Below are 19,831 nucleotides of genomic sequence, written 5' to 3'. Positions count from 1 at the left end.
CGTGGCGTCAGCGCTGGCGGAACGCGCGCCGGTAGGCCGAGGGCGTGGTATGCAGCGTGGCCGCGAAATGCTGTCGCAGCGAGAGCGGTGTTCCGAAGCCGGCGCGCTCGGCGACGCGCTCGATCGGTAGCCGGCTGGTCTCGAGCAGGCGCTGGGCGAGGGCCAGCCGCTGGGCCGCCAGCCAACGGCCCACGGTGGTGCCGGTATGCTTGCGGAAGTGGCGGGTGAAGCTGCGCCGGCTCATCGCGGCGTGCTCCGCCAGCCGGTCCAGGCCGAGCGGCTGGTCGAGATGGCGCAGGGCCCAGGCCAGCGTGCGTGTCAGCGGGCCCTCCGTGGACCGGACCGGCACCGGCTGCTCGATGTACTGTGCCTGGCTGCCCTGTCGGTGCGGGGGCACCACCAGGCGCCGGGCGACACGGTTGGCCGCCTCCGCCCCGTGCAGGCGCCGCACCAGGTGCAGGCAGCAATCGATGCCGGCGGCGGTTCCCGCCGAGGTCACGACCTGGCCTTCGTCCACGTAGAGCACGCCCGGGTCCAGCCGCACCTGCGGAAACCGCGCGGCGAACACCTCCGCCCAGTGCCAGTGGGTGGTGGCGCGGCGGGGTACGGCCTGCGCGGGTTGGACGGCGCCGATCTGGTGGTGGTGCCGTCCTGGCGCGATCCGCAGCGTGCGGCGCCGGCGCCCGTGCTGGCTGCGCTGCGCCGCGCGCACCGGCGGGGCGCGATCATGGTCGGCCTGTGCGTGGGCGCCTTCGCGCTGGCCGATGCGGGGTTGCTCGACGGCCGCGTGCCGATACTGAAGCCGGCCCGCGTGCGCAGCTCGCCCGGCTCGCCCGCACATACGCGCACGTCGAAGAGCGGTTCGCCACCGGCCGCCTCGCCGAACACGCCGCAGGGAACGGCGAGGTGGAAGGGCGGCATCTGGTCCAGCGCCACGATCGCCACACGCGGTCTGTCCGGCACGTTGCGTCTCTCCCGTCGCGGTTGGCCCGATTCTAGCCAAATGTGGCAACCGGGCCACTCGTCGCGAGCACGTGCGCCGCCCACAGTACGCCCTCCCCCACGTTTCGAGGAGATCGTCATGAACACGCCCGCGAACCCCCGCCGTGCCCTGGTCGTGATCGACGTGCAGAACGAGTACGTCACCGGCGGGCTGCGCATCGAATACCCGCCGCTGGCCGAGTCGCTGCACAACATCGGCCGGGCGATCGACGGTGCCCATGCCGCCGGCGTGCCGGTGATCGTCGTGCAGCAATGCGCGCCAGCCGATGCGCCATTGTTCGCCACCGGCACGCCCATGTGGGAACTGCACGAGGTGGTGGCCAGCCGCCCGCGGGAGCACTACCTGCGCAAGACCCTGCCCAGCGCCTTCGCCGGCACCGACCTCGGCGCCTGGCTGGCCGCACGCGCGATCGACACGCTCGCGGTCGCCGGCTACATGACGCACAACTGCGACGACACCACCGTCAAGCACGCCTTCGACGCCGGCCTGCAGGTGGAATTCCTCGCCGACGCCGCCGGCAGCGTGCCGTACGCCAACCGTGCCGGGATCGCCAGCGCCGAGGAGATCCACCGCGTGTTCGCGGTGGTGCAGCAATCGCGCTACGCCGCCGTGCTGAGCACCGAGGCATGGCTGCGCCACCTGGCCGCGGGCACGGTGCCCGAGCGCGACACCATCCACGCCTCGCACCAGCGCGCGCTTGCGCACCGGGGTGCGACACAAGCGGCGTGAGGCGCGGGTATCGGCAAGCGCCGGGGGGATCCCGGCTGGCGGCGGTCGCCCGGCATCGGCGAGACTGTAGGCCCCTACCGGCAGCCCAGGTCCCCGATGCACCCGCTCCCCACCGTCGAACGCGACACCGGCCCCGCTCCCCGCCACAGCGTGATCTGGCTGCACGGCCTGGGCGCGGACGGCAACGACTTCGCGCCGATCGTGCCGGAGCTGGTCGACCCGGGCTGGCCGCCGCTGCGCTTCGTGTTTCCGCACGCGCCGGTGCAGCCGGTCAGCATCAACGGCGGGATGCCGATGCGCGCCTGGTACGACATCCACGGCTTCGACGTGCGCGCGCCGCAGGACGAGGCGGGCATCCGCCGCTCCATCCAGGCGGTGGAGGCGCTGATCGCCCGCGAGCACGAGCGCGGCGTCCCCGGCGAGCGGATCGTGCTGGCCGGGTTCTCGCAGGGCGGGGCGGTCGCGCTGGCCGCGGGCCTGCGCCATGCGCAGCCGCTGGCCGGCATCGTCGCGCTGTCCACCTATCTGCCGATCGCCGCCACCCTGGCGTCCGAGCGCAGCGCCGCCAATGCGCAGGTGCCGCTGTTCTGGGGCCACGGCAGTGCCGACCCCGTGGTGGTGCTGCAGCGCGGGCTCGACTCGCGTCTGTGGCTGGAGGAACTGGGCTACGCGGTCGACTGGCACACCTATCCAATGGCCCACGCGGTATGCGCCGAGGAGATCGCCGACCTGCGCCAGTGGCTCACCCTGCGCCTGGGCTGACCGGACCCGGGCGGGAGTGGCGCGGGTTCCGGCTCTGCCGCGACCGCGACCCGCACGCGGAAGAAGCGATCGCCCCGTTGCCGGCATACTGGAGGACATGAGCAAACGCCCTCCCCGCCCCTCGACGCCGCTGCCGGACTTCTGCCGGCTGCCGGCGGTCGCCGCGCTGGTCGCGGTGGGCGCCCTCACCGTCACGCTGATGTGGCTCGCGCCCGACCAGGCGCGCGGCTGGCGTGGCTACAGCGTGGGCATGCTGTTCGTGGCCTGGCTGGCGGTGCTGATCGCGGTGGCACTGTGCTATGCGCGACCCTGGTTGCAGCGGCTGGGCGGCTGGATGCCCTATGCCGGCGTGTGGCTGGTGATGGTGCTGGTGGTCGCTGCGGCCAGTGCAGTGGCGCGCTGGATGGACGCGGCGCTGGCGCTGGGCCTGGTCCGCACCGCGACACTCGCCTTCGTGCGCGACAACCTGCTGATCGCCGCCCTGCTCGGCGCCGCGATGCTGCGCTACTTCTACGTGCTGGCGCAGTGGCAGGCGCGCCTGGCCGCGGTGGCCCACGCCCAGGTCGAAGCGCTGCAGGCGCGGATCCGCCCCCATTTCCTGTTCAACAGCATGAACACGGTGGCCGCGCTCGTGCGGGTCGACCCGGCGGCGGCCGAGCGCACCATCGAGGACCTGTGCGAACTGTTCCGCGCCGCACTGGGCCAGTCCGGCAGCCACGAGGGCACGCTGGGCGAGGAACTGGCGCTGATCGAGCGCTACCTGGCGATCGAGCAGCTGCGGCTGGACGGGCGCCTGCGCGTGCGTCGCGAGCTCGATGCGTTGCCGGCCGATTATCCGCTGCCGCGCCTGCTGCTGCAGCCCCTGGTGGAGAACGCGGTCCGTCACGGCATCCAGCCGCTGCGCGAGGGCGGCGAGGTGATCCTGCGCGGCTGGCGGGAAGCGCGTGCATGGGTAGTCGAGATCAGCAACCCGCTGCCGTCCATGCCGGGCGCACCCGGGCACGGCCACGGCCTGGACAACGTGCGCCGGCGCGTGGCCTACCGCTATGGTGCGCACGCCGCGGTGGACGCGGGAGCGCAGGCCGACCGCTTCGTGGTGCGGCTGCATCTGCCGTCCGACCCTCCGCCCGCGGAGGCCCGCTGATGCGCGTGCTGATCGTCGACGACGAGCCGCTCGCCCGCACCCGCCTGGCGGCCCTGCTCGGCGAGTGCGAGGAAGTCAGCGTGGCCGGCAGCGTCGCCGACGGCGAGGCGGCGCTCGCGGCGATCGGCGAGCTGCAGCCGGACCTGCTGCTGCTGGACATCAACATGCCCGGCCTGGACGGTACCGCGCTGGCGACGCGGCTGGCCGCACAGGCGCGGCCACTGGTGGTGTTCTGCACCGCCTACGAGAACCATGCGCTGGCCGCCTTCGAGGTCGGCGCGGTGGACTACCTGCTCAAGCCGGTGCGGCTGGAGCGCCTGCGCGAGGCGCTGCAACGCGTGCGCCAGCGCCTGCACGCCGCACCGGCCGAACCGGTCGGCTACCTGCACGGCCGCCTGCGCGGCGAGCAGGTGCGGATTGCGCTGACCGAGGTGGTCTGCCTGCTCGCCGAGGAGAAGTACGTGGTGGTGCGCCACGCCGGCGGCGAGCTGCTGATCGAGGAGTCGCTGCGCCAGCTGGAGGAGGCCTATCCCACCCAGCTCGTGCGGCTGCACCGCAATTGCCTGGTTCCCGCGCCGCGCCTGCTGGGCCTGAAGAACCTGCCGGACGGCCGCGTGCTGGCCCGGCTGGCCGGTACCGACTTCAGCCCCGAGGTGAGCCGTCGCAACCTGCCGGCGGTGCGCAAGCGGCTGCGCTCGGGTTGAACGCCCGTGAGCGCGCTGGCGCGACGCTCCTTCACGACCCGGGCCGAGCGCATCGCAGGCAGGCCGGCTCCTGCAGATGGTCGCAGGCGACGCCGGCAGCTCGCTCCTGCGCGACAATGCGCGCCTGCTTCCACTGCACGGACCTCCGATGACCGTCTCCCTCCTGCGTATCGCCACCCGCAAGAGCGCGCTCGCGCTGTGGCAGGCCGAGCACGTCGCCGCGCGGCTGCGCACGGCGCACCCGGGCCTGGCCGTGGAGCTGGTGCCGATGACCACCCGCGGCGACGAGATCGCCGACCGCCCGCTCGCCACCATCGGCGGCAAGGGCTTGTTCCTCAAGGAACTGGAGGTGGCGATGCTGGAGGGTCGCGCGGACCTGGCCGTGCATTCGCTCAAGGACGTGCCGGCGGAGCTGGAACCGGGCTTCGTGCTGCCGGCGGTGCTGCCGCGCGCGGACGCGGCCGATGCCTTCGTGAGCAACCACCACGCCACGCTCGCCGACCTGCCGCAGGGCGCACGGGTGGGCACTTCCTCGCTGCGTCGCCAGGCGCAGCTGCGTGCCGCGCGGCCGGATCTGCAGCTGCTCGACCTGCGCGGCAACGTCAACACGCGGCTGGCCAAGCTCGACGCCGGCGACTACGACGCCATCGTGCTGGCCTGCGCCGGACTGGAGCGGCTCGGGCTGTCCGCGCGCATCCGCCAGCGGCTCGCTGCGCCGGCCTGGCTGCCGGCACCGGGGCAGGCGGCGATCGGCATCGAGGCGCACGCCGAGCGGCCGGCCGTGCTCGCGCTGCTGGCCGCGCTGGACGACGCCGACACGCGCGTGACGGTGAGCGCCGAGCGCGCGATGAACCACGCGCTGGGCGGCAGCTGCACGGTGCCGGTGGCGGCCTGGTGCATGCAGACCGAACGCGGGCTGCACCTGCACGGCCTGGTCGGCGACGCGGCCAGCGGCCGGCTGCTGCGGGCCGAAGCCGCTGGGCCGTCGGAGCAGCCCGAGGCGCTGGGGCGCGTCGTGGCCGATGCGCTGCTGGCGCAGGGCGCGGGTGCGATGCTCGGCTAGATCCGAGCGGCGGGCCCGCCCGGGGCGGCCCGCGCGACCCGAAAAGGGGCATTGCGCGAGCTCGCTCCCACGGGGCGGGGGTCTCAGAAGTTGTAGACCAGGTTGGTGGTGGTCAGCGTGTCGGTGGTCTGCCGGCCCGGCTGCACGTCGCTGTTGTAGCGTGCCTGGAAGCCGAACTTCAGCGCCATCTTCTTGGTCATGCTGACCGACAGGCCGGCGTCGTTCTGGTAGTACTTGTTCTTCGAACCCGCTTCGATCAGCAGCGTGTCCTCGAAGGCGGTGTTGTCGGTGAGCCGGTACTTGTAGTTGATCAGGCCGCGGCCGACCGCCTCGCTCTCGGTGGGCTGGCGCACGGTGGTCTGCGCACCGTCGACCTGCACGGTGGTGTCGGAGGGACGGTAGCGCTTGTAACCGGGACCGATTTCGAAGGACAGCTCGGTACGTTCGTTCTTCAGGGCGATGTAGCCGTAGCCCAGCGACACCGTGCTCTGCCACAGGTTGGCACCGAAATCGTCGTGCTCGTAGCGGCCGGCGCCGACCACGTAGCTGCGCGGATCGAGCTTGTAGCCGACCGAGGCACCGGCGTCGTAGCGGTTCGCCGTGGTGCTGAAACGGTCGACGGTGTTGCCGTTGGCGTCGACGACCGACACTTCGCCACGCGAACGCATGCCGTTGAGGAAGAAGTTGTTCTTCCAGTACTCGTTCTCCTGGCTCAAACCCAGCCTGGCGTTGACGTTCTCGGTGCGCGAGTTGCCGCGCGCCGAGGCGAAGCCGAACTCGCCCGAACCGGTCCAGCCGCCGTTGGCGACGGTGCTGTCGGTGTTCTGCGCATGCACGCCGGCACTCGCGAGCAGGCACAGGGCGATCAGGGTCTTGTTCATCGATGACATCCGTGGATGGGGGTGGATCGGGAAGGCCGCCACGTTAATGCGGCGGTTTGAACTCGCAGTGAACACGCCCCGGCGCCGTGGCAGAGCCGGGCCGTCACGGCTCCTGCCCGTCCTGGCACAGCTGCGCCAGGGTGGCTTCGTAGGCGCGTTGTTCGATGGTGCGACCGACCAGGCAGCTGAGCGCCGCCAGTGCCACCAGCGGCACCCCGGCGTCGGACAGGTCCACCACCAGCAGGGCCACACTGGGTAGCGCATAGGTGAACAGCGCCGCAACGAAGCGCGCCACGCGACCGCGCGCCCACCCCTCGCCGAGCGGGGGCTCGGAACGGCCGAGCGCCTGCCAGCGCAGGCCTTCGATCAGGCCCAGCAGCAGCGCCAGCACCAGCAGCGCCATGATCCAAGGGCGTGTGCCGGCCGGGTCCACGCGCCCGTCCTGGAACGCCAGGCACAACCACAGCCACAGCCCTCCGCCGTACCAGGCCGCGACCAGGCGACTGAGCGGCAACTGCGAGGAACAAGGCAGCACCTGCGCCGACAGGCGGTGGCGGTAGCTGTAGACCGCATAGACCAGGCTGGCGGCGCTGCACAGCGCCAGGGCGGCCGCCGCGGCGCGGGTCGCCCAGAAGCCGTTGTCGCCGCGCACCAGCCCGGCCACCGCCAGCATCGGCAGGTAGGTCGAAAGCGCCAGCAGCGCTTCGCGCGTGGGCGGGCTCCGGCGCGCCGGACGCCAGCCGTGCCAGCGGGACAGGCCGGGCAGGTGCAGGCAGGCCGCGAGCAGACCGACGCTGACGAAGGCCGCGCCCAGTGCCAGCGGCACCAGCGCCTCGCTGCGGCCGGGGCGATAGATGCCCAGTGCCAGCGCCACGCCGAGCAGCATCCACAGGCCGTGGCCGCACAGCGCCATGGTCCGCAGCAGGGTGGCCGGATAGTCGGGCACGTCCGGCCAGCGCCGTTCGTCCGCCGACACGGTCTCGGCGCAGGCCTGCATGTCGCTGGATGGAGTCATCGCATCGCGGCTCGGCGGCTGGGGAAAGGTCCGCGGCCCGGCAGTCCGGGCCGGCGGCGGACTTGCGGCCGCCGCGGGCCGTACCCATGCTACACAAAGCTTGCATCCGAACGGTATGCCATGGACCGCTACGAACGTATCCTCACCCTGCACCGGCTTCTCAAATCCGCACATTACCCGGTGCCGCTGGCGCGGTTGATGGACGAACTGGAATGCTCGCGCGCCACGCTCTACCGCGACGTGGCCTTCCTGCGCGACGCGCTGGGCGCACCGATCGAAAGCGCCGGCACCGACCAGGCGGCGTTCCGCTACGAACTCGGCGAGGGCGAGCGCTTCGAACTGCCGGGGCTGTGGCTCACCTCCGACGAACTGGCCGCGCTGCTCGCGCTCAACGAATTGATCGGCCGCTCCGGTCCCGGCGTGCTGGCCGGCGCGCTGGCGCCGTTCAAGGCGCGCATCGAGCGCCTGCTGACCGGGCAGGAGAAGGACAAGGCGCTGCCGATCGAACGCATCCGCGTGATTCCCTGGGGCGAGCGCAAGCTCGACCAGCAGGTGTTCCGCGTCGTCGCCGGCGCGGTGCTCGAGCGGCGCCGCCTGCGCTTCGCCTATCGGGCGCGCACCACCGACTCGGACAGCAAGCGCACCGTCTCGCCGCAGCGGCTGACGCACTACCGCGACAACTGGTATCTGGACGTGTGGGACCACGACCGCGAGGCGCTACGCAGTTTCGCGGTAGACCGCATCCGCGACGCCCACGCGCTGGACGAGCCGGCGATCGACGTGCCCGAGGCCGACCTCAACGAGCTGCTCGCCTCCAGTTACGGCATCTTCGCCGGCAAGCCCAAGGCCTGGGCGACGATCCGCTTTTCCGCCCACGCCGCGCGCTGGGTGGCTGACGAGCACTGGCATTCGCAACAGAAAGGCGAATGGCTGCCGGACGGACGCTACGAGCTCAAGGTGCCGTATTCGAAGTCCAAGGAACTGCTGATGGACGTGCTCAAGTTCGGACCCGACGCCGAAGTGGTGGCGCCGCTGCCGCTGCGCGAGGAGATGAAGAGCCTGCTGCACATGGCGCTGGGTGGCTACCAGCAGCCGCCGCGCTGAGCGGGGCACCTTCCCGGCAGGGGCGAGCTTGCTCGCGGTGCCCTTGCCCTGGCGCCGCGCCGGTGCCGGGAGCGTGAACATCGCGGGCGAGCCCGCTCCTGCGGCAGCCGGGCGCCGGCACTAGCGCGCTCAGGGGTGGAACGGCCACAGCTCCGGGATCAGCCACATCGACAGCGCGCAGAACAACGCGATCAGCGGGATGCCGACCTTCATGAAGTCGGTGAAGCGGTAGCCGCCGGCGTAGTACACCATCGTGTTGGTGGGATAGCCGACCGGCGTGGCAAACGAGGTGGCTGCCGCGAACGCCACCGCCACCACGAACGGGCGCGGGTCGGCGTGCGCCGCGTGCGCCACCGTGACGGCGATGCCCACCATCAGCACCACCGAGGGGTTGTGGCCCATCAGTTCGGTGAGCAGGGCGGTCAGCAGGTAGACCATCAGCAGCGCGGCGAGCGGGCCGTGGCTGCCGACCAGCCCCATCGCGCCCTGCACTACCACGGTGGACAGGCCGGTCTTCTCGATCGCGAGCCCCAGCGGCAGGATCGCGCCCAGCAGGATGATGATCTTCCAGTCGATGCCCTCGTAGACGTCCTTGCGACCGAAGCAGCCGGTCAGCGCCATCGCGGTGGCGCCGCACAGCGCGGCGATCGGGATCGGCAGCCAGTGCAGGCCGGAGGCGACCACCACCGCGACCATGATCGCCGCGGCCAGCCACGCCTTGCGCATGCTGGAGCGCGCGTCGTCGCGCTCGCTCAGTACGATGAAGGCGTCGTCCGCGCGCAGCTTGGGCATGCCGCCTTCGTCCACCAGCGCCAGCAGCACGTCGCCCACCGCCAGGTCGGTGTTGCTCAGCTTGTCGCGCAGCACCTGGCCGCGACGGTGCACGGCCAGCACGGTGGCGCGGTAGCGCCAGTCCAGGCCGATCTCGGCCAGCCGCCGGCCCTCGGCCGGGCTGCCCGGCGCGACCATCAGCTCGGCCAGCACGCGCGAACGGTCGTCGACGCGCGCGTAGTGCTGCTCGGGCGCGTTGCGCAGGCGCGCGCGGCGCTGGAAGTCCTCGATCTTGTCCCAGTCGCCGCGCACCAGCAGCACGTCGCCGATCGCCAGCTGCTGTTCGCGCGGCGACCACATGCGGCGCTCGCCGCGCAGCAGCTCCAGCGGATAGACGCCGTACTTGTCGCCCAGCTGCGCGTCGGCGATGCGCGTACCGAGCAGCGGCGAGTCCTCGCCGACCACCAGCTCGGTCACGTACTTGCCGACGTCGCCGCCATCCGGCAGCGTGGCGTCGATCTTCCGCGGCAGGAGCCTGCGGCCGATCGTCATGAGGTAAGCCATGCCGGCCACCGCCAGTAGCGCGCCCAGCTTGGTGAACTCGAACACGCCGAACGGCGGCAGGCCGTGCTTCTGCGCGAGGCTGTCGGTGAGCAGGTTGGAGGAGGTGCCGATCAGCGTGCACACGCCGCCCATCTGCGCGGCGTAGGCCATCGGCATCAGTACGCGCGCCGGCGAGGTGCCGGTGCGCTGGCATACCCGCAACGCCAGCGGCAGGAAGGTGGCGACCAGCGCGATGTTCTTCACGAACGCGCCGAGCGGAGCGATCGCCAGCATCATCGCCAGGGTCAGCAGCCACGGCTTGCGGATGCGCATCAGCAGGCGGGTGAGCGGCTCCAGCGCGCCGGAGCGCTCGATGCCCAGGCTCAGCGCGAACATGGCCGCCACCGTGACCGTGGCCTCGTTGCTGAAACCCGACAGCGCCTCTTCCGGCGTGACGATGCCGAGCACCACCAGCGCGGCCAGTGCCAGCAGGGCGACCAGGTCGATGCGGACCTTCTCGCTGGCGAACAGCGCCATCGCACCCACGATGATCGCCACCGTGGCCCAGGCCTGCCAGCTCATGCGCGCGCTCCGCGGCGGCGTGAGGGGCGGCCCGGGGCCGGCGTGCGGAACGGGACGGTCAGGCGGATGTCGGCTGGCATGGTTCCGTTGGCTTGCCTCGTCAATGGCGCGATCGCCGGCTCGGCCATCATAGCGGTCGCGGCCGGCGATCGCCCGGGCCGCCGACTTCACCACAGGCCCGCGCCAACGTATCGTGAGGATGCCTCCCGTGGAGCCCCCGCATGAACCCTGCCGCCCCGGAACCCGCCTCCCGCCCGGTCGTGGCGCTCGCCCTCGGCGCCGGCGGCGCCAAGGGGCTGGCTCACATCGGCGCGCTGGAGGAACTGGAACGCCAGGGCTACGCCGTCGGCGCCATCGCCGGCACCTCGATGGGCGCGCTGATCGGCGGCATCTACGCGATGGGCAAGCTGGACGTGTACCGCGACTGGGTCTGCCAGCTGGCTCGGCTGGACGTGCTGCGGCTGGTCGACTGGACCTTCCGCGGCGGCCTGATCAAGGGCGAGAAGATCATCGGCACGCTGCGCGAGCTGATCGGCGACGCGCGTATCGAGGAACTGCCGCTGGCCTTCACCGCGGTGGCGACCGACATCGATCGCGAGCGCGAAGTGTGGCTGTCCCGCGGCCAGCTGTTCGACGCGATCCGGGCCTCGATCGCGATCCCGACGGTGTTCCGGCCGTATCTGCTGGAAGGGCGTCGGCTGGTGGACGGCGCGCTGCTCAACCCGGTGCCGGTCACCCCGTTGATCCGCGAGCGGGTCGATCACGTCATCGCGGTCAGCCTCGACGGCCCCACCGGCCGCCGCGCGCCCGAGCAGGACGCCGACGCCAGCGCAGGGCAGCGGCCCGGCCTGCTCGGGCGACTGTTCGCGCACGGCGAGGACAAGCCCCGCGTGCACGAGCCGGGCGTGCTGGAGCTGCTGACCCACGCAATGGACCTGATGCAGTCCAACCTGTCGCGCCTGCGCCTGGCCGCCTACGAGCCCGACCTGCTGATCGAGATCCCGCGCGACGTCGCCGCCACCTACGAGTTCTACCGCGCGCGCGAGCTGATCGAGCTGGGCCGCCAGCACACGCGCGAGGCGCTCGAGCGCTTCGCCGAGCGCCAACGCTGAGCCGTCGCCCGGCCTAGTGGGGCCCGTGGGCGGCCAGGTAGCTCTCCAGGTAGTTCTTCAACGCCACCGCGTTGTTGTGCTCCTCGTCGCGCGCGCCATAGAGCAGGGTGACGCGCTGACGCGCGGCCTTGGCGGCGAGCGGACGCCACTGCTCGGCATGCGCGTCGAGCTCGGCCGCATAGCGGTGGCGGAACCCCTCCCAGCGTGCCGGCTCGTGGCCGAACCATTCGCGCAGTTCGCGCGAGGGGCCGACGTCCTTCGCCCACAGGTCGAGCGCGGCCGATTCCTTCTTCAGTCCGCGCGGCCACAGCCGGTCGACCAGCACCCGGTAGCCGTCCTCCGGCGACGGCGGGTCGTAGACGCGTTTGACGGCCAGGCTCATGGCGTCCCCCTCCGGAAACCCCGGCCAAGCTTACCCGTGGTGGGTGAGCGCCGCGCGAAGCAGGCCCGCCGTCGCCGGAGGTAGAGCGAGCCTGCTCGCGATGCTCCGGCCGCGGTGTGGCGACAAAGGCAAGGGCCAGCGCGCGAGCCCACGGCTACACCGCAGGGGTCAGTCTTCCTCGACGCGGGTGACCTTGGCCCGGCGCATCAGCCAGGCGACGCCACGCAGGTCGGCCAGGCCGACCCACAGGCGGTCGAGCATGCCGTACTTGGAGGTGCCGGCGGTGCGCGGGCGGTGGCCGACCGGCACGCTGCGGCTCTCGAAGCCGGCCCGGCGCACCAGCGCCGGCAGGTAGCGGTGCATGTGGTCGAAGTAGGGCAGGCGCAGGAAGGTCTCGCGCTCGAACAGCTTCAGGCCGCAGCCGGTATCGGGCGTAGCGTCCTTGAGCATGCGCGAGCGCACCGCGTTGGCGATCTTGGAGGAGATCCGCTTGTTGAAGCTGTCGCGCCGGGTGGTGCGCCAGCCGGCGAACAGCTTGACCTCGGAGGGCGCGGCCCTGCGCGCCTCGAGCAGCCTCGGGATGTCGGCCGGGTCGTTCTGGCCGTCGCCGTCGAGGGTGGCGATCCACGTGCCGCGCGCGGCGCGCACGCCGTTCCACACCGCGGTGCTCTGGCCGCTGCGGGTGACGTGGTGCAGCACGCGCAGTTCCGGGTAAGCGGCCTTCTGTGCGGCCAGCACGGCGCGACTGTCGTCGGTCGAATCGTCGTCGACGTAGACGATCTCGAAATCGACCCGGCCGCGCAGCGCGGCGGCGATTTCGGCAAGCAGGGGCGGGATGTTGTCGCGCTCGTTGAACACGGGCACGACGACGGAAAGCTCGGGCATGAGGCCTGTCCGGGGAACGATCGGGCGGCGATTATCGCCGATGCGGGCCAGCGGCGCAGGCGCCATAGCTCCCTCTCCCTCCGGGAGAGGGTTGGGGTGAGGGTACGGGGCTTGCGGAAGGATGCGTCACCGCGCTTCGACCGTACTCTCATCCGCCCTGCGGGCACCTTCTCCCAAAGGGAGAAGGGACGCTAGCGCAGCTTGCCCAGGATGCCGTCCAGCTCGTCGTTGCTGTGGTAGTGGATCACCAGCTTGCCGCGACCGCCGCGGCCCTGCGCCACCTCCACGCGGGTGGCGAAGCGTTCGCCCAGCTCGCGTTCCAGCGCGTCGATGTTCGGGTCGCGCGCCGGCGCCGCCTTGGCCTTGCCCTTGGGCGCGCTCTGCGCGCGGCGGGCGGCGTCCTCCAGCTCGCGCACGCTCCAGCCCAGGGTCGAGGCCTGCCGCGCCAGCGGCACCGCGATGGCCTCGTCCAGCGTCACCAGGCAGCGGGCGTGGCCCATCTCGAGCTTGCCTTCGTCGAGCAGCTTCTTGATGGCGGCCGGCAGCTCGGTCAGGCGCAGCAGGTTGGACACCGCGGCGCGCGAGCGGCCCACCGCATCGGCGGCCTGCTGGTGGGTGAGGTCGAAGTCGTCGATCAGCCGCTTGAGCGCATCGGCCTCTTCCAGCGGCGTGAGGTCCTGGCGCTGGATGTTCTCGATCAGCGCCATCGCCGGCACGGCGGCCTCGTCCACCGTCTTGACCAGCGCCGGGATCTCGCTCATCTGCGCGCGCTGCGCCGCGCGCCAGCGGCGCTCGCCGGCGATCAGCTCGTAGCTGTTGCGACCCAGTTCGCGCACCACCACCGGCTGGATCAGGCCCTGTGCCCTGATCGAGGCGGCCAGTTCGTCCAGCGCCTCCTCGTTCCAGTGCCGGCGCGGCTGGTACTTGCCGGGCTGGATGTGCTGGATCGGCAGGCTGCGCAGCTCGCCCTCCTGCTCGACGACCGACGGGCCGGCGGCGTCGCCGCCGAGCAGCGCGTCCAGCCCGCGACCGAGTCCCCGTTTCTTGGCGGCGGCCATGATTACTCCTGGATGTCGGCGGCCGCGTCGAGCGGCGCACCGGTGTCGTGCATGTCGTTGAGCGCGGCCACGGCGGCCTGCGCGCCGCGTTCGCGGCGGATGATCTCGCCGGCCAGGCCGATGTAGGCGATGGCGCCGCGCGAGCTGCGGTCGTACAAGTGGATCGGCTGGCCGTGGCTGGGCGCCTCGGCCAGGCGCACGTTGCGCGGGATGATCGAGCGCAGCACCTTGTCGCCGAAGTGCTGGGTGAGCTGCGCGGAGACCTCGTTGCCGAGGTTGTTGCGCACGTCGTACATGGTCCTCAGCAGGCCCTCGATCTCGAGCTTGGGGTTCAGCCGCTGGCGCACCGCCTTGACCGTGTCGAGCAGGCTGGAGAGCCCTTCCAGCGCGAAGTACTCGCACTGCACCGGCACCAGCAGGCCGTCGGCCGCGGCCAGCGCGTTGAGCGTGAGCAGGTGCAGCGAGGGCGGGCAGTCGATCAGGATGGTGTCGTAGCGGTCGGCGACCTTGACCAGTTGCTCCTTGAGCCGGCTCTCGCGCGCCAGCGCGTCCATCAGCTTGAGTTCCGCGGCGGTGAGGTCGCCGTTGCCGGGCAGCAGGTCGTAGTGCGCCTCGGTGGTGACGATGGCGCGCTCGATCGGCGATTCCTCCAGCAGCACCTCGCAGCCGTTGGGCTTGGCCTCGTGCTTGTCCACGCCGGAGGCCATGGTGGCGTTGCCCTGCGGATCGAGGTCGACCAGCAGCACCTTGCGCTTGGCGGCGGCCAAGGCAGCAGCGAGATTGACCGCCGTCGTGGTCTTGCCGACGCCGCCCTTCTGGTTGGCGACAGCGATGATGCGGGCCATGGGACGATAGCTACCGGTTGCGCGGAAAAGGGAACCTAGTGTACCCGGTCGGCCTCACGCGATCCGGACCCCGGTCGCCGCGTCGAAGAAATGCAGCCGCTCCGGCGCGAAGTCCAGCGCCAGGGGGGCGCCGGGCGCGGGCAGCGGCCGCGGCGGCACCCGCGAAACCAGCGTCTGCGCGCCGTAACGCAGGTTGAGGAAGATCTCGTTGCCGACCGGCTCGATCAGCTCCAGCTGCGCCTGCAGCCGGCCCGGGCGGCCTTCACCGGCCGGCTGCAGGTCCTCCGGGCGCACGCCCAGGACCAGCTCGCGCCCGTGCCAGGGCGCCAGCGCGGCCGCCTGCGGCGGCAGGCCGAGCGGCACCGGGCCCTGCGCGCCGGCCAGCCGCAGGCCGTCGCCGACGTGCAGGGTGCCGCGCAGCAGGTTCATCGCCGGACTGCCCAGGAAGCAGGCCACGAACAGGTTGGCCGGCCGCCGGTACAGCGCCATCGGCGTGTCGATCTGCTGCACCACCCCGGCGTCCATCACCACGATGCGCTGGCCCAGGGTCATCGCCTCGACCTGGTCGTGGGTGACGTAGACCATGGTGGCGCCGAGCCGGCGGTGCAGGCGCGCGATCTCCACCCGCATCGCCAGGCGCAGCCTGGCATCCAGGTTCGAGAGCGGCTCGTCCAGCAGGAATACCTTCGGATCGCGCACCAGCGCGCGCCCCAGCGCCACGCGCTGGCGCTGCCCTCCGGACAGCGCGGCCGGCCGCGCGTCCAGGCGGGATTCGAGCTCCAGCAGGCGCGCGGCCTCGCGCACGCGCCCGGCGATTTCCTCGCGCGGCCGCCCGCGCAGCTTGAGGGCGAAGCCCAGATTCTCGGCCACGGTCATGTGCGGGTACAGCGCGTAGTTCTGGAACACCATGGCGATGTCGCGGTCGCGTGGCGCCAGTTCGTTCACCACGCGACCGTCGATGGCGAGAGTGCCGGCACTGATCGCCTCCAAGCCGGCGATCATCCGCAACAGGGTGGTCTTGCCGCAGCCGGACGGCCCGACCAGCACCAGCAGCTCGCCGTCGCCGACCTCGAAGCTCGCGTCGGCAACGGCGACGTGGCCGTTCGGGTAGACCTTGCGCAGCTTGTCCAGGCGGACGACGGCCATCGGGGATCCCGGAGGTGTTCGGGCCATTCTACGTGGGCGGCACGCGCGTCCCCAGCAGCCGCACGATCGCCGCGCCGAGGCTGTGTGCCAGGAACGCTTCGGCTATCCTGCCGGCGCGAGCGTTTGCCGCGACGCCCCCGTTTCCGCCAGCGAGCCCCTGCATGACGCGCCTGCGCTTTCCCGATGGATTCCTGTGGGGCGCCGCCACCTCCGCCTACCAGATCGAAGGCTCGCCGCTGGCCGACGGCGCCGGGCCGAGCATCTGGCAACGCTTCGCCCACACCCCCGGCATGATGCGCGACGGCGCCACCGGCGACGTCGCCTGCGACCACTACCGGCGCTTCCGGGAGGACGTGCGGCTGATGAAGGCACTGGGCCTGACCGGCTACCGCTTCTCCATCAACTGGGCCCGCGTGCTGCCGGAGGGTACCGGGCGGATCAATCCGAAGGGGCTCGATTTCTATGCGCGCCTGGTCGACGAACTGCTGGCCAACGGCATCGAACCGAACGCCACACTGTTCCACTGGGACCTGCCCGCCGCGCTGGACGACCGCGGCGGCTGGCTCAACCGGGACGTCGCCCACTGGTTCGCCGAGTACGCGCAGGTGATGTTCCGCGCGCTGGACGGTCGCGTGAGGCAGTGGACCACGATCAACGAGCCCTGGGTGGTGGTCGACGGCGGCTACCTGCACGGCACGCTCGCCCCCGGCCACCGCAGCAAGTACGAGGCGCCGCGGGTCGCGCACAACCTGATGCGCGCCAGCGGCGCGGCGATCCAGGCCTACCGCGCGCACGGGCGGCACCACATCGGCGTGGTGTTCAACATCGAGCCGAAGTACCCCGCCACCTCCAGCGCGCAGGACCTGGCCGCCACCCGCCGCGCGCACGCCTACATGAACGAGCAGTTCGCCGACGCGGCGCTGCTGGGGCGCTATCCGCCCGAGTTGCACGAGGTCTTCGGCGAGGCCTGGCCGGCGATTCCGGAGGCCGACTTCGCGCTCACCTGCCAGCGCCCGGACTTCGTCGGCATCAACTACTACACGCGCGCAGTCGTGCGCCACGATCCCGGGCAGTACCCGCTGCAGGCCTCGCCGGTGCGCCAGCCGCAGGCGACCTACACCGAAACCGGCTGGGAGGTCTATCCGCAGGGCATGGTCGACACGCTGACCTGGTTTCGCGACCGCTACGGCGACCTGCCGCTGTACGTCACCGAGAACGGCGCCGCCTTCCCGGATCCGCCGGTGGCCGACGGCGAGGTGCTCGACGACCCGCCGCGCGCCGACTACCTGCGCAGGCACCTGCAGGCCTTGCATGCGGCGATCGAAGCCGGCGTCGACGTCAGGGGCTACTACGCCTGGTCGCTGCTGGACAACCTGGAATGGTCGCTCGGCTACAGCAAGCGCTTCGGTCTCTACCACGTCGATTTCGCCACGCAGAAGCGCACGCCCAAGGCCAGCGCCCGGTTGTACGCCGAGGTGATCGCCAGTCACGGTGCGGTACTGGGCGCCTAGGCGCCCGTCGCCGTAGGCGCTCGGAGCGCGCTTGCCCGCGATGCTCTCGGCCCCGCAGGGACGCAGGCCAGACAATCATCCGAGGCCAGCTCGCCCCTACGCGGCGGTTACCGCGCCGGACGCAGGCACGTGGCCGAGCACCAGCAGGTGCCGCTCGGCGTCCAGTCCCGGCACCTCGAGGGCATGGCGTGCGCGCAGTTCGAAGCCCGGCGGGATGCCGGGCAGCTCCTCGTCGGCGGGCTTGCCCTTCATCGCCAGCCAGATCCCCTCCGGCGCCAGCAGGTGACCGCCCCAGCCGAGCATGTCGCCGAGGCTGGCGAAGGCGCGCGCGGTGATGCAGTCGAACCGGCCCTCGACTTCCTCCACGCGCGACTGCACGGCGCGCACGCCTTCCAGCTGCAGCGCGCGGATCGCCTCGCGCAGGAAGCGCACCTTCTTGCCGTTGGAATCGACCAGCACCACCTCGCGGCCCGGCGCGGCGATCGCCAGCGGGATGCCGGGCAGGCCCGGGCCGGTGCCGAGATCGGCCAGCGTGGCGCCGCGCACGTAGGGGAGGATCGCCAGCGAATCGAGCAGGTGGCGGGTGACCATGCCTTCCGGGTCGCGGACGGCGGTGAGGTTGTAGGTGCCGTTCCAGCGCTCCAGCAGCGCCTGGTAGTCGAGCAGCCGCTCGACCGCCTGCCCGGGCAGGGCCAGGCCCAGCGCGGCGAGGCCGTGTTCGAGGCGGGCGTGCAGGGCGGCGCGGGTCATGCGGAGGCTCGTGAGGCGGGAGCCGCCCAGTATCGGATGCGGCCGTGCGCGAAGCCAGCCGCGCGGCTCAGGCGACTTCCAGTTCGACCCGGGTCACCATCATGCCGCGCTCGCGCAGCGCCGCGTTGAGCCGTTGCTTCAGGCGGCTGCCGAGGTCGCGGCGGTTTTCCTTGGCCACCGCCGGCTCCGCTTCGAGCGCGTCCAGCGCGCCGCTGCGGATCAGCTGCTCGACCTGGTCGATCACCGCGTCGGCACGCTCCGGCTCCAGCACCTGCCAGTAGACCGTCCCGCGCACGTCGTGCGCGCACTTCAGGGCCTCCTGGAAATGCAGCACCTGGCCGCTCAGGTCGATGCGGTGGCCGATCCGCTGCAGCCCCGGCAGCACCACGTGCAGGCCCGGCTGCAGCAGGCGCAGCAGCCTGCCGCCGCGATAGAGGCTGTAGACCTGGCCCTCCGGCACGCGCTTGACCACGCTGGCGGTCACAGCCAGACAGGCGATCGTTGCGAGCAAAAAGGTAGTCATGTCCGTGGGTTACGAGGTTCTTCTCAGGGCACTGGGCAGCAGGTCACGCAACATCTTGCATGAATTCATGTTAATGGGCTTTTAACGAGCCGGCTGCGAGACAGCGCACAGATCCGCAGCCTGGCCCTTCGATCGGGCATCGGCCGCGCCGGCGCCGACTTGAGACGGGCGGGCGGGCTTTGCTTCGCTGCAACTTTACTTTCGCGCGCGAAAACGTTTACGTTCGCCGCCCGGCGCGACCTCGGGGGCCGAAGGCATGGTGACGATCAAAGACGTGGCACGCGAAGCCGGTGTCTCGGTGGCGTCGGTGTCGCGCGCGCTCAACGGCCATCGGGGCGTGACTCCCGAGACGGTCGAGCGCATCCGTGAGATCGCCACCCGGCTGCGCTACGTGCCGCACGTCGCGGCGCGCAGCCTGATCACCCGGCGGACCCACACCATCGGCGCACTGCTGCCGGACCTGCACGGCGAGTTCTTTTCCGAGCTCATCCGCGGCCTCGACCAGGCCGCCCGCGCGCGCGGCCTGCACCTGCTGGTGTCCAGCTCGCACGACAGCATCGAGGAAGCCGCCACGGCGCTGCGCGCCATGCAGGGACGGGTCGACGGCCTGGTGATCCTGTCGCCGCGGGTGGACGCGCCTTTCCTGCGCGCCAACCTGCCCGAGACCACACCCGCCGTGCTGCTCAACAGCGCGGTGCGCAGCCCGGCCTACGACGTGCTCAACGTGGACAACTACGGCGGCGCCTACGCGATGATGCGCCACCTGCTGCGCGAAGTGGGCCACGCGCACGTCGCCTTCGTCTCCGGCCCCGCGGCGAACTTCGACGCGCGCGAGCGCGAGCGTGGCTATCGCGCGGCGATGACCCACTACGCGCCCGGCGTGGCCTGCGACGTGGTACCGGGCGAGTTCACCGAGGAATCCGGCTACGCGGCGGCGACCACGCTGCTGGGACGGCCCGATCGCCCGCGCGCCGTGTTCGCCGCCAACGACATGATGGCGGTGGGCTGCCTGTACGCCTTCAAGGAGGCCGGCCTGCGTGTCCCCGAGGACATCGCGCTGGCCGGCTTCGACGACATCCCGATCGCCCGTTACCTGACGCCGCCGCTGACCACCGTGCGCGTACGCATTGCCGACCTGGGCCGCAGCGCACTCGAACGGCTGGCCGAGCGGCTGGACGCGACCGACGGATCGCCGAACGTTGCCGACACCCTGGGTTGCGAGGTCGTGGTGCGCGGCACCTGTGGCGCCGAACTCACGAACGCATCACCCGCCTGAAACAACCATCCCCACTAGCACCGGCCCTCGAGGGAGGGAGCC

The 19,831-nt window shown here is 71.7% G+C and carries 20 protein-coding genes; 9 read left to right on the top strand and 11 right to left on the bottom strand.

Annotation, left to right across the window (positions count from 1 at the left end):
• Positions 1 to 7: 7 nt before the first annotated feature.
• Positions 8 to 712 carry a GlxA family transcriptional regulator gene (locus tag WAT24_RS00755; RefSeq protein WP_336805896.1) on the bottom strand — a complete coding sequence of 235 codons (705 nt, stop codon included), beginning with the start codon at positions 710 to 712 and terminating at the stop codon, positions 8 to 10.
• Positions 713 to 1,081: 369 nt separating this feature from the next.
• Here WAT24_RS00755 and WAT24_RS00750 point away from each other — a divergent pair, with 369 nt between their 5' ends.
• The 5 genes from WAT24_RS00750 (at position 1,082) to hemC (ending at position 5,405) form a co-directional block, all read left to right on the top strand.
• Complete coding sequence (locus WAT24_RS00750) at positions 1,082 to 1,732, top strand: cysteine hydrolase family protein (RefSeq protein ID WP_336805895.1); 651 nt, start codon at positions 1,082 to 1,084, stop codon at positions 1,730 to 1,732.
• Between the two features lie 96 nt (positions 1,733 to 1,828).
• The gene (locus WAT24_RS00745) at positions 1,829 to 2,494 is read left to right on the top strand and encodes an alpha/beta hydrolase (protein WP_336805894.1); all 666 of its coding nucleotides are present in this window, start codon (positions 1,829 to 1,831) and stop codon (positions 2,492 to 2,494) included.
• A gap of 97 nt (positions 2,495 to 2,591) precedes the next feature.
• Positions 2,592 to 3,638, top strand: coding sequence for a sensor histidine kinase (locus WAT24_RS00740; RefSeq protein ID WP_336805893.1), 1,047 nt, complete (start codon positions 2,592 to 2,594; stop codon positions 3,636 to 3,638).
• Complete coding sequence (locus tag WAT24_RS00735) at positions 3,638 to 4,342, top strand: LytR/AlgR family response regulator transcription factor (protein WP_336805892.1); 705 nt, start codon at positions 3,638 to 3,640, stop codon at positions 4,340 to 4,342. The genes WAT24_RS00740 and WAT24_RS00735 overlap by 1 nt, the downstream gene beginning before the upstream one ends.
• Before the next feature lie 148 nt (positions 4,343 to 4,490).
• A complete protein-coding gene (gene hemC, locus WAT24_RS00730) occupies positions 4,491 to 5,405 on the top strand; it encodes a hydroxymethylbilane synthase (RefSeq protein WP_336805891.1) in 915 nt (304 codons plus the stop codon).
• A gap of 83 nt (positions 5,406 to 5,488) precedes the next feature.
• Here the strand turns inward: hemC and WAT24_RS00725 are convergent, their stop codons facing one another.
• On the bottom strand, positions 5,489 to 6,286 hold the full coding sequence (locus tag WAT24_RS00725; protein WP_336805890.1) for a DUF481 domain-containing protein: 798 nt from the start codon (positions 6,284 to 6,286) through the stop codon (positions 5,489 to 5,491).
• A gap of 103 nt (positions 6,287 to 6,389) precedes the next feature.
• Complete coding sequence (locus WAT24_RS00720) at positions 6,390 to 7,301, bottom strand: hypothetical protein (protein ID WP_336805889.1); 912 nt, start codon at positions 7,299 to 7,301, stop codon at positions 6,390 to 6,392.
• A 120-nt stretch (positions 7,302 to 7,421) separates the two neighbouring features.
• Here WAT24_RS00720 and WAT24_RS00715 point away from each other — a divergent pair, with 120 nt between their 5' ends.
• Positions 7,422 to 8,405: a helix-turn-helix transcriptional regulator gene (locus WAT24_RS00715; protein WP_336805888.1), complete on the top strand. Its 984-nt coding sequence runs from the start codon at positions 7,422 to 7,424 to the stop codon at positions 8,403 to 8,405.
• Between the two features lie 129 nt (positions 8,406 to 8,534).
• On the opposite strand, the gene WAT24_RS00710 is transcribed toward WAT24_RS00715, so the two are convergent.
• Positions 8,535 to 10,301 carry an SLC13 family permease gene (locus WAT24_RS00710; protein WP_336805887.1) on the bottom strand — a complete coding sequence of 589 codons (1,767 nt, stop codon included), beginning with the start codon at positions 10,299 to 10,301 and terminating at the stop codon, positions 8,535 to 8,537.
• A gap of 221 nt (positions 10,302 to 10,522) precedes the next feature.
• On the opposite strand from WAT24_RS00710, the gene WAT24_RS00705 reads away from it, so the two are divergent.
• Complete coding sequence (locus tag WAT24_RS00705; protein ID WP_336805886.1) at positions 10,523 to 11,413, top strand: patatin-like phospholipase family protein; 891 nt, start codon at positions 10,523 to 10,525, stop codon at positions 11,411 to 11,413.
• Positions 11,414 to 11,426: 13 nt separating this feature from the next.
• Here the strand turns inward: WAT24_RS00705 and WAT24_RS00700 are convergent, their stop codons facing one another.
• The 5 genes from WAT24_RS00700 to WAT24_RS00680 form a co-directional block, all read right to left on the bottom strand.
• Positions 11,427 to 11,795 carry a DUF488 domain-containing protein gene (locus WAT24_RS00700; RefSeq protein WP_336805885.1) on the bottom strand — a complete coding sequence of 123 codons (369 nt, stop codon included), beginning with the start codon at positions 11,793 to 11,795 and terminating at the stop codon, positions 11,427 to 11,429.
• A gap of 168 nt (positions 11,796 to 11,963) precedes the next feature.
• Positions 11,964 to 12,680 carry a glycosyltransferase family 2 protein gene (locus WAT24_RS00695; protein ID WP_336805884.1) on the bottom strand — a complete coding sequence of 239 codons (717 nt, stop codon included), beginning with the start codon at positions 12,678 to 12,680 and terminating at the stop codon, positions 11,964 to 11,966.
• A 191-nt stretch (positions 12,681 to 12,871) separates the two neighbouring features.
• Complete coding sequence (locus WAT24_RS00690) at positions 12,872 to 13,738, bottom strand: ParB/RepB/Spo0J family partition protein (protein ID WP_336805883.1); 867 nt, start codon at positions 13,736 to 13,738, stop codon at positions 12,872 to 12,874.
• 2 nt (positions 13,739 to 13,740) lie between these two features.
• Positions 13,741 to 14,583, bottom strand: coding sequence for a ParA family protein (locus WAT24_RS00685; RefSeq protein WP_336805882.1), 843 nt, complete (start codon positions 14,581 to 14,583; stop codon positions 13,741 to 13,743).
• A gap of 54 nt (positions 14,584 to 14,637) precedes the next feature.
• A complete protein-coding gene (locus tag WAT24_RS00680; protein WP_336805881.1) occupies positions 14,638 to 15,729 on the bottom strand; it encodes an ABC transporter ATP-binding protein in 1,092 nt (363 codons plus the stop codon).
• A gap of 161 nt (positions 15,730 to 15,890) precedes the next feature.
• Between WAT24_RS00680 and WAT24_RS00675 the strand changes: the two genes are divergently transcribed.
• The gene (locus tag WAT24_RS00675) at positions 15,891 to 17,240 is read left to right on the top strand and encodes a GH1 family beta-glucosidase (RefSeq protein ID WP_336805880.1); all 1,350 of its coding nucleotides are present in this window, start codon (positions 15,891 to 15,893) and stop codon (positions 17,238 to 17,240) included.
• A 96-nt stretch (positions 17,241 to 17,336) separates the two neighbouring features.
• Here the strand turns inward: WAT24_RS00675 and rsmG are convergent, their stop codons facing one another.
• Together rsmG and WAT24_RS00665 are read right to left on the bottom strand one after the other, a co-directional pair.
• Positions 17,337 to 17,990 carry a 16S rRNA (guanine(527)-N(7))-methyltransferase RsmG gene (rsmG, locus tag WAT24_RS00670; protein WP_336805879.1) on the bottom strand — a complete coding sequence of 218 codons (654 nt, stop codon included), beginning with the start codon at positions 17,988 to 17,990 and terminating at the stop codon, positions 17,337 to 17,339.
• A gap of 67 nt (positions 17,991 to 18,057) precedes the next feature.
• Complete coding sequence (locus tag WAT24_RS00665) at positions 18,058 to 18,513, bottom strand: SPFH domain-containing protein (protein WP_336805878.1); 456 nt, start codon at positions 18,511 to 18,513, stop codon at positions 18,058 to 18,060.
• A gap of 256 nt (positions 18,514 to 18,769) precedes the next feature.
• Between WAT24_RS00665 and WAT24_RS00660 the strand changes: the two genes are divergently transcribed.
• Positions 18,770 to 19,789 (top strand): LacI family DNA-binding transcriptional regulator, encoded by a 1,020-nt coding sequence (locus WAT24_RS00660; RefSeq protein ID WP_336805877.1) that lies wholly within the window; start codon positions 18,770 to 18,772, stop codon positions 19,787 to 19,789.
• The last annotated feature ends 42 nt before the right edge of the window (positions 19,790 to 19,831 follow it).

Source organism: Fulvimonas yonginensis (genome assembly GCF_037137055.1).
Taxonomy (GTDB): Bacteria; Pseudomonadota; Gammaproteobacteria; order Xanthomonadales; family Rhodanobacteraceae; genus Frateuria_A; species Frateuria_A yonginensis.
This window is presented reverse-complemented; position numbering and strand designations above follow the sequence as displayed.

Excerpts from the sequence above, each read along its gene's own strand:
- WAT24_RS00750 (WP_336805895.1), top strand. The coding sequence starts at position 1,082 with ATGAACACGCCCGCGAACCCCCGCCGTGCCCTGGTCGTGATCGACGTG.
- WAT24_RS00745 (WP_336805894.1), top strand. The coding sequence starts at position 1,829 with ATGCACCCGCTCCCCACCGTCGAACGCGACACCGGCCCCGCTCCCCGC.
- WAT24_RS00740 (WP_336805893.1), top strand. The coding sequence starts at position 2,592 with ATGAGCAAACGCCCTCCCCGCCCCTCGACGCCGCTGCCGGACTTCTGC.
- WAT24_RS00735 (WP_336805892.1), top strand. The coding sequence starts at position 3,638 with ATGCGCGTGCTGATCGTCGACGACGAGCCGCTCGCCCGCACCCGCCTG.
- hemC (WP_336805891.1), top strand. The coding sequence starts at position 4,491 with ATGACCGTCTCCCTCCTGCGTATCGCCACCCGCAAGAGCGCGCTCGCG.
- WAT24_RS00725 (WP_336805890.1), bottom strand. The coding sequence starts at position 6,286 with ATGAACAAGACCCTGATCGCCCTGTGCCTGCTCGCGAGTGCCGGCGTG.
- WAT24_RS00720 (WP_336805889.1), bottom strand. The coding sequence starts at position 7,301 with ATGACTCCATCCAGCGACATGCAGGCCTGCGCCGAGACCGTGTCGGCG.
- WAT24_RS00715 (WP_336805888.1), top strand. The coding sequence starts at position 7,422 with ATGGACCGCTACGAACGTATCCTCACCCTGCACCGGCTTCTCAAATCC.
- WAT24_RS00710 (WP_336805887.1), bottom strand. The coding sequence starts at position 10,301 with ATGAGCTGGCAGGCCTGGGCCACGGTGGCGATCATCGTGGGTGCGATG.
- WAT24_RS00705 (WP_336805886.1), top strand. The coding sequence starts at position 10,523 with ATGAACCCTGCCGCCCCGGAACCCGCCTCCCGCCCGGTCGTGGCGCTC.
- WAT24_RS00700 (WP_336805885.1), bottom strand. The coding sequence starts at position 11,795 with ATGAGCCTGGCCGTCAAACGCGTCTACGACCCGCCGTCGCCGGAGGAC.
- WAT24_RS00695 (WP_336805884.1), bottom strand. The coding sequence starts at position 12,680 with ATGCCCGAGCTTTCCGTCGTCGTGCCCGTGTTCAACGAGCGCGACAAC.
- WAT24_RS00690 (WP_336805883.1), bottom strand. The coding sequence starts at position 13,738 with ATGGCCGCCGCCAAGAAACGGGGACTCGGTCGCGGGCTGGACGCGCTG.
- WAT24_RS00685 (WP_336805882.1), bottom strand. The coding sequence starts at position 14,583 with ATGGCCCGCATCATCGCTGTCGCCAACCAGAAGGGCGGCGTCGGCAAG.
- WAT24_RS00680 (WP_336805881.1), bottom strand. The coding sequence starts at position 15,729 with ATGGCCGTCGTCCGCCTGGACAAGCTGCGCAAGGTCTACCCGAACGGC.
- WAT24_RS00675 (WP_336805880.1), top strand. The coding sequence starts at position 15,891 with ATGACGCGCCTGCGCTTTCCCGATGGATTCCTGTGGGGCGCCGCCACC.
- rsmG (WP_336805879.1), bottom strand. The coding sequence starts at position 17,990 with ATGACCCGCGCCGCCCTGCACGCCCGCCTCGAACACGGCCTCGCCGCG.
- WAT24_RS00665 (WP_336805878.1), bottom strand. The coding sequence starts at position 18,513 with ATGACTACCTTTTTGCTCGCAACGATCGCCTGTCTGGCTGTGACCGCC.
- WAT24_RS00660 (WP_336805877.1), top strand. The coding sequence starts at position 18,770 with ATGGTGACGATCAAAGACGTGGCACGCGAAGCCGGTGTCTCGGTGGCG.